12 protein-coding genes are annotated in these 13,009 nt (G+C 47.2%); 7 read left to right on the forward strand and 5 right to left on the reverse strand.

Annotated elements, in window-relative coordinates:
* Positions 1–891 precede the first annotated feature (891 nt).
* From RXX31_RS22375 to hemC, 4 genes are read right to left on the reverse strand one after another with little or no spacing between them, the layout of a single operon-like run.
* Complete coding sequence (locus RXX31_RS22375) at positions 892–2,073, reverse strand: heme biosynthesis protein HemY (protein ID WP_317591873.1); 1,182 nt, start codon at positions 2,071–2,073, stop codon at positions 892–894.
* Positions 2,073–3,284 carry a uroporphyrinogen-III C-methyltransferase gene (locus RXX31_RS22380; protein ID WP_317591874.1) on the reverse strand — a complete coding sequence of 404 codons (1,212 nt, stop codon included), beginning with the start codon at positions 3,282–3,284 and terminating at the stop codon, positions 2,073–2,075. Before RXX31_RS22380 ends, RXX31_RS22375 begins: the two co-directional genes overlap by 1 nt.
* 17 nt (positions 3,285–3,301) lie before the next feature.
* Positions 3,302–4,030: a uroporphyrinogen-III synthase gene (locus RXX31_RS22385; RefSeq protein WP_317591875.1), complete on the reverse strand. Its 729-nt coding sequence runs from the start codon at positions 4,028–4,030 to the stop codon at positions 3,302–3,304.
* A gap of 2 nt (positions 4,031–4,032) precedes the next feature.
* On the reverse strand, positions 4,033–4,971 hold the full coding sequence (hemC, locus tag RXX31_RS22390; protein WP_317591876.1) for a hydroxymethylbilane synthase: 939 nt from the start codon (positions 4,969–4,971) through the stop codon (positions 4,033–4,035).
* 347 nt (positions 4,972–5,318) lie between these two features.
* On the opposite strand from hemC, the gene RXX31_RS22395 reads away from it, so the two are divergent.
* The gene (locus RXX31_RS22395) at positions 5,319–7,844 is read left to right on the forward strand and encodes a class I adenylate cyclase (protein WP_317591877.1); all 2,526 of its coding nucleotides are present in this window, start codon (positions 5,319–5,321) and stop codon (positions 7,842–7,844) included.
* A gap of 76 nt (positions 7,845–7,920) precedes the next feature.
* Here the strand turns inward: RXX31_RS22395 and cyaY are convergent, their stop codons facing one another.
* Positions 7,921–8,235 (reverse strand): iron donor protein CyaY, encoded by a 315-nt coding sequence (gene cyaY, locus RXX31_RS22400; protein ID WP_317591878.1) that lies wholly within the window; start codon positions 8,233–8,235, stop codon positions 7,921–7,923.
* Positions 8,236–8,309: 74 nt separating this feature from the next.
* Between cyaY and lptM the strand changes: the two genes are divergently transcribed.
* From lptM to yigB, 6 genes are all read left to right on the forward strand, one after another.
* Entirely contained in the window at positions 8,310–8,426 is a 117-nt protein-coding gene (lptM, locus tag RXX31_RS24875; RefSeq protein ID WP_411197998.1) for an LPS translocon maturation chaperone LptM, read from the forward strand.
* A 61-nt stretch (positions 8,427–8,487) separates the two neighbouring features.
* Positions 8,488–9,741: a diaminopimelate decarboxylase gene (gene lysA / locus RXX31_RS22410; protein WP_065297535.1), complete on the forward strand. Its 1,254-nt coding sequence runs from the start codon at positions 8,488–8,490 to the stop codon at positions 9,739–9,741.
* A 10-nt stretch (positions 9,742–9,751) separates the two neighbouring features.
* Positions 9,752–10,582, forward strand: a complete 831-nt coding sequence (gene dapF, locus RXX31_RS22415; protein WP_317591879.1) for a diaminopimelate epimerase — start codon at positions 9,752–9,754, stop codon at positions 10,580–10,582.
* The gene (locus RXX31_RS22420; protein ID WP_317591880.1) at positions 10,576–11,307 is read left to right on the forward strand and encodes a DUF484 family protein; all 732 of its coding nucleotides are present in this window, start codon (positions 10,576–10,578) and stop codon (positions 11,305–11,307) included. Before dapF ends, RXX31_RS22420 begins: the two co-directional genes overlap by 7 nt.
* Positions 11,273–12,205: a tyrosine recombinase XerC gene (gene xerC, locus RXX31_RS22425; RefSeq protein WP_317591881.1), complete on the forward strand. Its 933-nt coding sequence runs from the start codon at positions 11,273–11,275 to the stop codon at positions 12,203–12,205. The genes RXX31_RS22420 and xerC overlap by 35 nt, the downstream gene beginning before the upstream one ends.
* An 8-nt stretch (positions 12,206–12,213) precedes the next feature.
* Positions 12,214–12,930 carry a 5-amino-6-(5-phospho-D-ribitylamino)uracil phosphatase YigB gene (yigB, locus tag RXX31_RS22430; protein ID WP_317591882.1) on the forward strand — a complete coding sequence of 239 codons (717 nt, stop codon included), beginning with the start codon at positions 12,214–12,216 and terminating at the stop codon, positions 12,928–12,930.
* Positions 12,931–13,009 lie beyond the last annotated feature (79 nt).

Raw genomic sequence — 13,009 nt, forward strand, 5'->3', positions numbered from 1 at the left:
GTAGTTCAGTTGGTTAGAATACCGGCCTGTCACGCCGGGGGTCGCGGGTTCGAGTCCCGTCCACTCCGCCACTTATTGAAGCCTCAGTCGAAAGACTGGGGCTTTTTACGTTTGGTTTAAAGTGACCAATGCGGAGCGATAGTTCAGTTGGTTGTTGTTGGTTTAAAGAACGCCGGCCTGTCACGCCGGGGGACGCGCCAAGCAAGGTATCAGGGAGTCCCGGTCGCGTGCGACCCCAGCCACTTATGAAGAAGCCTAGTCGAAAGACTAGGCTTTTTTCGTTTACGGCGTATAGTTTCCCTTTCAGAGGAATCGAGTATCGTCGTGTGTGTGCGAGTCCAACTGTACGCAACCCCAGCAAATCCGTCATAGCAATCTGGACAATCAATTGTTCAGGTCTATTCATCTTCTCGAACACATCTAGGTGACTCTGGCGGAGCCTGTCAAAAAGCTATTCCAAGCCCTACCACTGTGGAGACAGTGTCTTTATCGGTCCGCAAGAGGCTGATTGTGGGGCCTTTATTGACCCACGGGACAAGATAGCCTCCAATGTTTTTTGGGGCAGACAGAACCAAATAGCTAGGCCTACTCAAATTGCTGTTTCTTCATAGCTCTTGGGCGCGTTCCTTTTTTCGTCCATAACCGTGTTGTTGTGTTTTGTTGCCTAAATTGACCGTCATCCTGAAAACAGATATCGACACACTCCAAAGCCATATGGTCGAGCAGATAATAGATTGAGTCAGAGCCAATAACTTCATTTTCATCTGGATAGATTTTTTGCTGGCTTGCGAGCTTTTTAAAGTCGATATAGCGAATAAGTTCTATTGTTTAATAGCAATAAAAAGGCCGACATGGGAATGTCGGCCTGTTAGGTATCAAATGTAGGTCTACTTAATCATTTTGAACCAGTGTTAGTGCTTTACGAGACACTTCGTGCGCTGCTTTAGTCAGGTTTTGCTTCTCTAGTGCGTCTGCTAAGAAAGCGTAATCAGAGACGTCAGAGCGAAGTTTTAAGGCTGCTTCAAATTGCTCCTGAGACTCGTGCCACTTCTCTTGACGGAAGTAGAAATGCGCCAATGCACTGTGTGCAGCCGCATTGTCCGATTCTTTCTTAATGACGCCTTCTAAGAAGACAACGATCGGGTGGATATCAGGCACATTTAACTCTGGAAGCAACTCGTATAGCTCGGGCGCTGGTGTTTTATTCAATGCTTCTTTGATAACGGTAAATGCTTCGTTATCTGCTTTACGGGCAATCAGTTCGCGAGCAAAGCATGCGATCAAATGTGGGTCCTGTTTTACTTTACGAGCTAAGCCGTTCCAGTGAGAAATCAGTCCTTCACTACCTTGCTGTTGCGCGACTTCATGTAATAGGCCACATTGCGCCGTCTTTATCAGCTCGATTTGCTCGTCTTCAGTTACAAGTTTTGCTTTGTTTAACTGAGGCATTAAGTCGATTAAAGGTTGCCACAGTTTTAGCTGCATATACGTTGTTTTTAGCAGGTTCAACACTACCGGGTTGCTCGCGTACTGATTTTTCAGTGATGATAGTGTGTCAAACGCCAAGTCAAACTCATTATCGCGAATAAACTGCTTGGCGCGGGTAAGCTCAACGGCGAGGTGCGCATTTTCTTGCTGGCTTGCGAGTTCCAGGTATTTGTCACGTTTCTCTTTATCACCTTGGCCTTGTGCTGCTTCTGAGGCTACCAGGTAGCATAGGAGTGGCATGTCGTGGTGATTTGCCCAACGAGTGACTTTCTTCTCAGCACCTTTCCAGTCACCTTCTAGCAGCTTAATGATGCCTTCATTGGTGTAACGACGAGAACGACGCATTTTACGGACACTGAAGTAGTTCCAGGTACTCGAGCTCGCGTAGACCAGTTTCTTGATTAGGTATTCTAAAATGAACAGGCCAGCAAGCGCAGCGATTACAAAAATGACCAGCGTTGTCACGCTCATCTCAATGGTTTTCTCGGCGATCGAGATCAGAACATAACCCTGTTGACCTGAGTATTGTGTACCGACAAACAGGCCTGCACCCAGAATGGCAAATAGGAAAATAAGACGAAACATTATTTGTCCTCCGTGCCTGTCATAGTGGTTACTTCACGACGTATGCGCTCACGAATAACATCCGATAGCTGCGACTGACTTTCCAGTTTGGCAGGGTACTCAACCTGTATATTTTGCTGGCTCAACTGGCCGATCGTTTTGTTGAACTCTTTTACGGAGTTATCGTCTTGGTTGAAGAAGGCTAACGCCCACTTATCGGCTGTTTTTAGCGAGGTCGAGTAGACTTCGCCTTGCTCTTGGTAAACCGCTTTGATCGCTGTTTCTAGCTTGGCTTTAATATTCTCTTTTAGGTAGAAATGCTGCTGAGGTGAAAGCAGCGGGATGACGTTGCCATCTCGGGTGCGGAAAGTAATAAAGTTTTCTGAGAAGTCTTTCAGAGACGTCATCAGGTTATCTTGCCAGTTGGCAATGTCTTCCGATACCTCTTCCTCAGTCACAACTGCTGCTTCAGGAAGCAGGGCATTAGCCAGAGGCATTTTGTCGACTTGCTGTTGCAATGCTGTCAGACGCAGCACCAATCCGTCTCGGTCAACCAAAGGAACGGTACGCAGTTTAGTAATGTCGTTCGCCATCGCTTTGCGAAGATTGACTAGGCTAGGATCATTCAGTGCTGCGATACGTTGGTCGGCGCTTTCCATCAATTGAGTAGCGCTTTCCACGTCGTGCTCAAGGAACAGCTTACGACCAGCCAGTTTCACTAAGTAATCGGCTTCGGCCAGTAACCAGTCGTTTGGACGGCGGCCTTTCACGTCAGCCACGGCAAGTTGCAGGCTATCGATACTTTTCTGCTGTTGACCAAGAACCACTTCAGCTTTGTGAGTTACGGTGGTCGCCTTTTCGATGGTTTCTTCTTTAACTTGAGTCAGCTCTTGCTTCATTGATGCTTGAGTGGATTCAAGCTGGCTTTTAAGTTGAGCGATTTGAGCCTGATAATCTGCTTGTTGCTCGTGAAGTTTGTAAGCTAAACCGCCACCAAAAATGATAGACAAGATAATAGCGACGGTACCTAGTTTAACGCCTCGTTTACCTTGTTTCTCTTCAAACTCAACTTTCTTTTGTTCTACTGGCTTTTCTGTATCAGCAGGTTGTGATGCTTCCTTTTCAGGCTCAACGTCCTGTTTCGGGGTATCTTTTTCAGCTAGCGGTGCCGAAGAGGTTTCTTCGGCAAGGTTTTTATCATTATTTTTTTGGTCGTTATTTTTACTTGTCATGCCTTTATCCTGTGTAGCTAGGGCTGGAGAGCAGCCAGTAATTCTTGGTTGGATGCACTTCCTGTGCATCTTACCTGAGTAAACCCCTTTTGAATTGCGATGTCGGCGATACGCTGACTGGGGATATACAACTCTTGTTGATTAAGCCAAGCCAATTGCTCAGTTGTCAATTGGCTGCACAAATAATCCAGTTGTTCACCACTCGTGACGATGAGCTGATTGATGCGTAGCGTTTTCCATAGTGAGATACAGCTTACTGGATCGAATGGGATGAATTCTCTCTTGTAAGTCTCACTATAGTGAACTTTTGCTCCACGTCTCACCAATGCGTCTTTAATTAGCTCTCTTCCACCGTTTCCACGCAGAATAACTACGGTCTGTTGGTCGACATTGTTTAACGCTGGGAGTTGCAATAAGTGTTCACTATCACTGACTTGAGGATAGTGTACTTTTTGTTGCGTGCATTTGCTTAAGTTGTGTGCTGTTTTTTGACCAACGGCAAGGTAAATGGCGTGTTTAGGCCAGGATATACCGTTGTTTGATAATATTTGCTGCGCGCACTGCACCGCATGTCGGCTGACGGCGATAATAAAGTGAGCATGATGGAGGTGAGCGGAGAGTTGTGTATCCGTAAGATCGGCAACAATGTCGATCAATGGATGATGATGTGCGGAAATGCCGTGGCTTTCGAGCAGAGAGCAAAGCCTAACGCCTTGCTCTCCCGGCCGAGTGACCAACACTGCCATGATTAGTCGTGATCTGCGTACAGCTTGGTGAGGATGTCGCGTGCACCGTTATCCAGCAGTTCGTTTGCTAGCTGAACACCGAGTGCTTCGCCATCTTTGCGGTGGCCGCGAATTTCACCGCGAACGATTTTACTTCCGTCTGGCTCTCCGACTAGGGCGCGTAACCAAACGTCATCGCCATCAAGCAGAGCGTAGCTGCCAATAGGAACCTGACAGCCACCTTCCAGAGTCAGGTTCATTGCGCGCTCGCACAATACTCGGTCTACTGTATCTTTATGGTTAAGTGGCTCGAGCAGCTTGAGCAGTCTTTCATCGTCTAAGCGACACTCAATACCTACTGCGCCTTGACCAACGGCAGGAAGAGATTGTTCAGGTTCAATAAAGCAGCGGATACGTTCTTCAAGCTCCAGGCGCTTCAGGCCTGCAGCTGCCAGGACGATGGCGTCGTATTCGCCAGCATCCAGTTTTCCAAGGCGCGTACCAACGTTGCCACGTAGCTCTTTGATGATCAGATCAGGGCGGTATTCTTTAAGTTGGCACTGACGGCGTAGGCTGCATGTACCAACAACGGCACCTTGAGGTAAGTCATCAACGCTGCTATAGGTATTAGAAACAAAAGCATCGCGTGGATCTCCCCGCTCGCAGATGGTGACTAGCCCGAGCCCTTCAGGGAAGTCGACAGGCACGTCTTTCATTGAATGCACGGCGAGATCGGCACGGCCTTCCAGCATAGCGACTTCTAGCTCTTTAACGAATAAACCTTTACCGCCCACTTTCGCTAACGGTGTATCTAGGATCACGTCACCTTTGGTCACCATGGTTACTAACTCGACTTCTAAACCCGGGTGAGCGGCTTGAAGGGCGTCTTTGACAAAGTATGCTTGCCACAAAGCAAGTGGGCTTTTTCGAGTTGCAATGCGAATTGGTGTGGATTGTGTCATGATCTTCTCAATGCTGTTTGGATTTGGCTTTATCCTACCATTCTCATCAAGAAATTCTTACTGTTAGTTGGATATCTGGCGGTGCTATGAATGGAATTACATGATGTTATGAAAATAGTGTGACTAGATTCTCAATTAGACTAAGGACTATTATTAGTTTAAGGCGATAACAAGCGACACTAGCTCGCTGTTAATTTTGTGACTGGAGTATAGTTTTTTCTCTGACGCTAATTAGAGCACTGAAACTTTACCATGCACAATAAAAGTGTTAAATTGATCACGTTTTTAGGCTTTTTGAGCTTAAAATATCATCAGATATCTGTGATTGTTCAACCAAGGAATTACCCTTGCAGGCTTACACCCAAAAAATCATTCAGCGACTAGATAATTTGAATCAGCAACGTGTTGAACGTGCGCTGGCGCTTATGGATTCGCAAAGCCAGCAAGTTTTCCACTTGATTCCTGTCTTGTTGAATTACAACCATCCCGTTATTCCGGGTTACTACGATGCTGACGTGCCTGTTGGTGTCTATGGTCTGGAACCTAATGACGTTCAGCAGCAATTCATCGACGATACACAACTGACCATTAGCGATAAGCTAGCTGATGCGGAGCAACCTGCGATCCTCGGCTTGTATACGATGGGCAGTACGTCATCGATCGGTCAAAGTACCTCTAGTGACTTAGATATTTGGGTGTGTATTTCGCCTGATATGAACGGTGATCAGCGTGAGTTACTCACCAACAAGTGTTTATTGATCACTGACTGGGCGCAGAGCAAAGGTGTCGAAGCTAACTTCTTCCTTATGGATGAAGAGCGCTTCAGAAGTAACCATTCTGAAGAAATGACTGGTGATAACTGTGGTTCTTCACAGCACTTGCTACTACTTGATGAGTTCTATCGCAGCGCAGTGCGTATCGCTGGGCAACGATTGTTGTGGCAAATTGTGCCACCTGAGATGGAAGAGTCTTACGACGAGTACGTTTCGCAACTTTGTCGCGATGGCTACATCGATTGTAAAGAGTGGATCGACTTTGGCAAATTGAACCGAATTCCAGCGGAAGAGTACTTTGGCTCGAATTTGTGGCAGTTGTACAAGAGTATCGATTCTCCTTACAAATCGGTATTAAAAGCCATTCTGCTTGAAGCTTACTCGTGGGAATACCCTCACACTCAACTATTGAGTATCGATACTAAGCGTCGTTTCTTTGCCCATGAGCCTGATCTCTACGGTATGGACGCGTATTATCTGATGCTGGAAAAAGTCACTCGCTATCTTGAACGTATTCAGGACTACACGCGTTTAGACTTAGTTCGCCGCTGTTTTTACCTTAAAACCCATGAAAAACTCTCTCGTCAGCCGGGTGTTGGTTCTGTTGCCTGGCGTCGTGAAGCCTTGAGCGACATGATTACCCGCTGGGACTGGGATGAAAGCGTGGTGGCAGAACTTGACGACCGCCGTAACTGGAAGGTTGAACAGGTGAAAATAGTGCATCATGCGCTGTTAGATGCGCTGATGCAGAGTTATCGTAACCTTATCCAATTTGCGCGTCGTAACGACATCACTTCGGCCATCAGTCCACAAGACATCAGTATTCTGGCTCGTAAGCTGTACGCGGCTTTTGAGGTACTTCCTGGTAAAGTGACGCTACTGAACCCTCAAATCTCACCAGATTTACATGAACCGGATCTGAGCTTTATCGAAGTGAAGGATGGTGGTGTCAATAAGTCCGGCTGGTACTTGTACAAGCAGCCGTTGGTTGCACACCGTATTTTGGGTCAGCCATACCTTGAGCACCATGAATATCTGAGCAAACTGGTTTCGTGGGCCTTCTTTAATGGTTTGATCACGGAATCGACGCGTTTGCACGCTGTCGTACGTGAAGCGCAGTTAGACATTGATAAGTTCTACCAAATGGTGAGCGATTTACGTAACACCTTTGCATTGCGTAAGCGCCGTCCGACTATGCAAGCTCTAGCGAGTCCATGTGAAATCAGTCAGTTGACGATGTTCATCAACTTTGAAAGTGACCCTACTGAAGAGTTATCCGGTCGTTCGCTCAAAGTAGATTTGAAGAATACTGATATTTTCAGTTTTGGTCCTGAGCATAAAAACTTAGTCGGCAGTGTTGACTTGGTTTACCGCAATTCCTGGCATGAAGTTCGTACGCTGCATTTTAAAGGCGGCACGGCGATGCTCGATGCACTGAAAACCATTTTGGGTAAGATGCACCAAGATGCGCTTCCTCCAGAGTCGGTTGATGTGTTCTGTTACGCGAAAAACATGCGTGGTGTAATGCGCAATAAAGTGTATCAGTTGCTAGCGGAGTGTATCGATCTGCGCTTAAAGCCTGTTGAGCAGGAAAAACGTCGTCGATTTAAAGCGATGCGCCTTGGCGATAAAACTTACGGTTTATTCTTCGAGCGTCGTGGTGTTTCTGTACAGAAGTTAGAAAATTCTGTCGATTTCTATCGCAGTATTTCAACCAATAAGCTGAAAGGTTCGCCATTATTAATGCTCGATCGTGAGCAAGAATATCAAATGCCGGATGCGGTGGATGGGTTTGCCAGTGAAGGATTGGTGCAGTTTTTCTTCGAAGATAGCGAGAAAGGGTTCAATATTTATGTTCTCGACGAGTCGAACCAGGTGGAAGTGTATCACCAGTTTAGTGGCTCGAAAGATGAGATGATTGCGTCAGTCAACAGCTTCTATACCTCGGTGAAAGATGATACCCGCGTAGCTTCGAAGTTTATTAACTTTAACTTGCCGCAGTACTATCAGATCATTCATCCGGAAGAGGGTAACGCTTACATCATTCCTTACCGCAATGATTGTCCTCCTCATCGTCCCAACAAAGCGGTGAACGCATAGCTATAGCTTCAAACAGAACAAAAACAAAAAGAGCACCGCGGTGCTCTTTTTCTGTATGGGTAAAAGCAAAATGAGCTTATTCCCAATCGATCGCTTCGCCCGCGTGTTTTTCACACTCTTGCTTCACCATCTCAAACAGTTCCATGCCGGTTTTCGAGCAGGTCCATTTATCTTCGATGAGCTTAAAGTGGAAGCCACCTGATTTTGAAGCCAGCCAAATTTCATGCATCGGTTCCTGGCGGTTGATAATGATCTGGCTGCGGTCTTCAAATTCTAATGTCATTACGTTACCAGACACTTCATAATCAATGTCTGCACCTGAATCATCGATGGATTCTTCGATGATTTGCATCTGTATATCCACCAGTTGATGAAATTCAGTATCGTTCATCCGTCTGTCCTATTGCTTTTCCTGAGTGTGGTGCGATTATAGGGGGCATTGATTCAATAATCACGATATGCCAAATGAAAAAATTAGTTACTGTGTTGTTTGTGATGGCTGCGGCTACCTTGGTAGGGTGTGGGCAGTCAGGTTCACTCTATATTCCAGATGACACACAACAAAACGAGCAATCACAATAAATCTCCGCACCTTAGGGTGAAATTAGGGTTCAGCAGTCGAATAAAATAAGGGAAGCGAATTTTGGATTACTTCAACTATCAGGATGATGGCCAGCTTTGGGCCGAAGACGTCTCACTTCAAGCTCTGGCCGAGCAATATGGCACTCCTCTTTATGTATACTCTCGAGCCACGCTAGAGCGCCATTGGAAGGCGTTTGATAGTGCTGTGGGTCAACATCCTCATCTGGTTTGTTATGCCGTAAAAGCAAACTCAAACTTAGGCGTACTGAATACACTGGCTCGTTTGGGTTCAGGCTTTGATATCGTATCTGGTGGTGAACTAGAACGTGTTATTGCTGCCGGTGGTGACGCGAAGAAAGTGGTATTTTCTGGCGTAGGTAAAACCCCAGCAGAAATGAAACGCGCACTGGAACTTGGTATCAAGTGCTTCAACGTTGAATCTGAGCCTGAACTTGAGCGCCTGAATAAAGTGGCAGGCGATCTTGGTGTGATTGCTCCTATTTCACTGCGCATCAACCCCGATGTAGACGCAAAAACTCACCCTTATATTTCGACTGGTCTTCGCGACAACAAATTTGGTATTGCGTTTGATCGTGCACCTGAGGTGTACAAATTCGCCCAAAGCTTGCCGAACCTAAACGTACAGGGTATCGACTGCCATATTGGTTCTCAGTTAACTGATATTGAACCTTTTATCGATGCGACAGATCGCTTGCTTGCTCTGATTGATGATCTGAAAGCGCAAGGCATCAACATTCGTCACTTGGATGTTGGTGGTGGTCTTGGTGTGGTTTACCGTGATGAGCTTCCTCCACAGCCATCAGATTACGCGAAAGCGCTGTTGGGACGTCTGACTAATCACCAAGATCTGGAACTGATTTTTGAACCTGGTCGTGCGATTGCAGCGAATGCTGGCATCTTGCTGACTCGTGTTGAGTTCTTAAAGCACACTGAGCATAAAAACTTTGCCATTATTGATGCAGCAATGAATGACCTGATGCGTCCTGCTCTTTACCAGGCATGGCAAGATATCGTGCCAGTTTCGCCGCGCGATGGTGAAGCGCAAACTTACGACTTGGTTGGACCAATTTGTGAAACCGGTGATTTCCTGGGTAAAGATCGCGCGTTGGTTTTACAAGAAGGTGATCTACTCGCGGTTCGTTCTGCTGGTGCCTATGGTTTTGTTATGTCTTCGAATTACAATACTCGTACCCGAGCGGCGGAAGTGATGGTGGACGGTAAGCAAAGCCATCTTGTTCGTCAGCGTGAGGAGCTGACAAGTTTGTGGCAGCTGGAACAGATTCTACCGGAGTAACACAAAGCAAATGCATTTCCACTTTTCCAAAATGCACGGTTTGGGTAACGACTTCATGGTCGTCGACTGCATTACCCAGAACGTGTTTTTCTCGCAAGATTTGATCCGCCGCCTGGCGGATCGTCACACTGGTGTTGGTTTTGACCAATTGCTCGTGGTAGAAGCGCCTTACGACCCAGAAACCGACTTCCACTACCGCATATTCAATGCGGATGGCAGCGAAGTTGAACAGTGTGGTAACGGTGCGCGCTGCTTTGCACGTTTTGTGCGTCTCAAAGGTTTGACCAACAAATACAGCATCAGCGTGAGTACCAAGAAAGGAAAAATGATCCTCAACGTCGAAGACGATGGTGAGGTGACGGTCAATATGGGTGTACCAGAGTTTGAGCCGAATAAGATCCCTTTCAAAGCTAAGCAAAAAGAAAAAACCTACATCATGCGCGCTGGTGACAAGACTCTGTTTTGTGGTGCTGTCAGTATGGGTAACCCACATGTTGTGACGGTTGTGGATGATGTCGATACGGCTGATGTCGATACATTAGGTCCGCTATTAGAGTCACACGAGCGTTTCCCTGAACGCGTGAATGCAGGTTTTATGCAGGTTGTCGATCGCAGCCATATCCGTCTGCGTGTTTATGAGCGCGGTGCGGGCGAAACTCAGGCATGCGGCAGTGGCGCCTGTGGTGCGGTTGCGGTTGGTATTCTACAAGGCTTGCTCGATGAAAATGTCAAAGTGTCGCTACCTGGTGGTGAACTGAATATTGCTTGGCAAGGTCCGGGTAAACCGCTGTTTATGACTGGCCCTGCTACTCATGTCTTTGACGGGCAACTGTCGTGCTAGTGGAAGAGAAAGGAAACGTTTTGTCTGAAGTGGAAGCCGATACGTTAACGGCCGAAGTGGTCGCCGAGTACCTCAAAGATCACCCCGATTTTTTGGTTCAGCGCCCTGAACTGGTCGACCGTCTATCATTTCCGCATGCGGAGTTAGGCGCGGTGTCACTGGTTCATATTCAGTTGAACCGCCAGCGTCAACGCATTGAAGAGCTGGAAGAAGAGATCACGACATTGATGTCTCTGGCTGCTAATAATGATCGTACTTTTTACGAGTTCATGGATTTGCAGGGGCAGGTTCTGAAGTGCAGCGACTTTAAGCAAGTGATTCATGCCATTGAGCAGAAAGCTCATGACCTGGGCCTGCGCGCTTATGTTCGTCTGTTCAGTCAATGTGATGCTTCTCTGCAACTCAGCAAGGAAAACTACCAGCGTTTTGCTACCACGCATCTCAATGGTAAAGATGCCTATTTAGGCCGCTTACGCAAAGTCGATCGTGAAGCCTTGTTTGGCAATCTGGATATGCCAGAAATGGGATCTTACGTGGTATTGCCGCTAGTTAAGCAGCAGACGCTTGGTGTGCTGGCATTTTCCAGTCAGGACGGTGGGCATTTTCAACCAGATATGGATACCTTGTTTTTGCGTCATCTATCCTTAGTAGTGGCACATCTTGCTCAAACATTGGTATGGCAACGTTACGATGACGACAACTCCAAACACTCCTCTGCCAAATAGTCTGCAAAAGCCTCTTGAACGCTTCTACGAATTTCTGCGAAGTGAAAAGGGGCTGAGTTTGCATACCCAGCGTAATTATAAACAACAGCTGGAAACCATGGCGCACCACTTAGTGGAAATGGGATTGAAAGACTGGTCTCAGGTTGATGCAGGCTGGGTTCGTCAGTTGGCGGGTAAAGGCATGCGTGAAGGAATGAAAGCCAGCAGTCTGGCCACTCGTTTATCTTCACTGCGCAGTTTTTTCGATTTTCTTATCCTGCGCGGCGAAATGTCTGCGAATCCGGCCAAAGGCGTTTCTGCACCACGTAAGCAGCGTCCACTGCCAAAAAACCTCGATGTCGATGAAGTGAGCCAGTTATTGGAAGTGAACGAAGACGATCCGTTAGCGGTTCGCGATCGCGCCATGATGGAGCTAATGTACGGTGCGGGTTTACGACTGGCGGAGTTGGTCAGTGTGGATGTGCGTGATGTACATTTGCGCAGTGGCGAACTTCGTGTCATTGGTAAAGGTGATAAAGAGCGTAAAGTGCCGTTCTCTGGAATGGCGACGGAGTGGGTAGGCAAATGGCTGAAAGCAAGAGGTAATCTTGCCGCGCCAGGTGAGCCTGCGTTGTTTGTTTCTAAGCTGGGGACACGAATTTCTCATCGCAGTGTACAAAAACGTATGGCAGAGTGGGGGCAGAAGCAGTCAGTAGCAAGCCACATCAGTCCACATAAACTGCGTCACTCGTTTGCTACTCACATGCTGGAATCAAGTAACAACTTGCGTGCGGTGCAAGAGCTATTGGGTCACGAAAATATATCGACGACTCAGATCTACACCCATTTGGACTTCCAGCATTTGGCGCAAGCCTACGATCAAGCACATCCACGAGCACGTAAAAAGAGCGGGGACTGAACCAGAGCATGAAATTTTACCGCCGTATTGCGCCAATTAAGGCGATGACATTTGACCTTGATGACACGCTCTATGACAACAATCCCGTCATAGTTCGTATGGAGCGTGAGCTTTTGTCTTGGTTGCAACAAACACATCCGGCCGTTGCCCATATGGAAAAGCCAGACTGGATTAACGTCAAAAGACGGGTAGTGCAGCAGTTTCCTGAATTAAAAAGTGATGTGACACTTTGGCGCTTAGTTCAGCTCAAGCAAGGCTTCCTCGATGCTGGCTATGATCAAGCGCAGGCAGAAACTGCAGCGGAAACTGGTGTGCAAGTTGCCCTTGATTGGCGTAACCGTTTTGAGGTTCCGCAACAGAGTCTCGATGTACTCACACAGCTTGGTGAGCACATTCCTCTGGTTGCAATCACCAATGGTAACGTTGACTTAGATAAAGTCGGTCTGACGCCTTATTTTAAAAGTGTGCTGAAGGCGGGGCCGGATGGATTAGCCAAACCCGCCGGAGACATGTTTGTCAAAGCGCAGCAAGTGTTAGATCTTCCAGCAGAGAATATTTTGCATGTCGGTGACCATATCGTCACGGACGTTCACGGAGCTAAGCTGGCAGGCTTTGCGGCTTGTTGGTTTAATGATGTATACAAGAACGTTGCTCAATTTCCGCGAGCCAGAACGTTGCCGGATATGGAAATTCATAGCTTACCGCCGTTGCTGTCACTTCTTTGATCTGACCAAGACGAAGGCGTTGCAGTGTTTCACGTGAAACACGTGTAAAAAAGCGCAGCGAGGGCTGCGCTTTTTTGTT

Origin of the sequence: Vibrio sp. EA2 (assembly GCF_033042495.1) — a bacterium.
Taxonomy (GTDB): domain Bacteria; phylum Pseudomonadota; class Gammaproteobacteria; order Enterobacterales; family Vibrionaceae; genus Vibrio.

Excerpts from the sequence above, each read along its gene's own strand:
- RXX31_RS22375 (WP_317591873.1), bottom strand. The coding sequence starts at position 2,073 with ATGTTTCGTCTTATTTTCCTATTTGCCATTCTGGGTGCAGGCCTGTTT.
- RXX31_RS22380 (WP_317591874.1), bottom strand. The coding sequence starts at position 3,284 with ATGACAAGTAAAAATAACGACCAAAAAAATAATGATAAAAACCTTGCC.
- RXX31_RS22385 (WP_317591875.1), bottom strand. The coding sequence starts at position 4,030 with ATGGCAGTGTTGGTCACTCGGCCGGGAGAGCAAGGCGTTAGGCTTTGC.
- hemC (WP_317591876.1), bottom strand. The coding sequence starts at position 4,971 with ATGACACAATCCACACCAATTCGCATTGCAACTCGAAAAAGCCCACTT.
- cyaY (WP_317591878.1), bottom strand. The coding sequence starts at position 8,235 with ATGAACGATACTGAATTTCATCAACTGGTGGATATACAGATGCAAATC.
- lptM (WP_411197998.1), top strand. The coding sequence starts at position 8,310 with ATGAAAAAATTAGTTACTGTGTTGTTTGTGATGGCTGCGGCTACCTTG.
- dapF (WP_317591879.1), top strand. The coding sequence starts at position 9,752 with ATGCATTTCCACTTTTCCAAAATGCACGGTTTGGGTAACGACTTCATG.
- xerC (WP_317591881.1), top strand. The coding sequence starts at position 11,273 with ATGACGACAACTCCAAACACTCCTCTGCCAAATAGTCTGCAAAAGCCT.
- yigB (WP_317591882.1), top strand. The coding sequence starts at position 12,214 with ATGAAATTTTACCGCCGTATTGCGCCAATTAAGGCGATGACATTTGAC.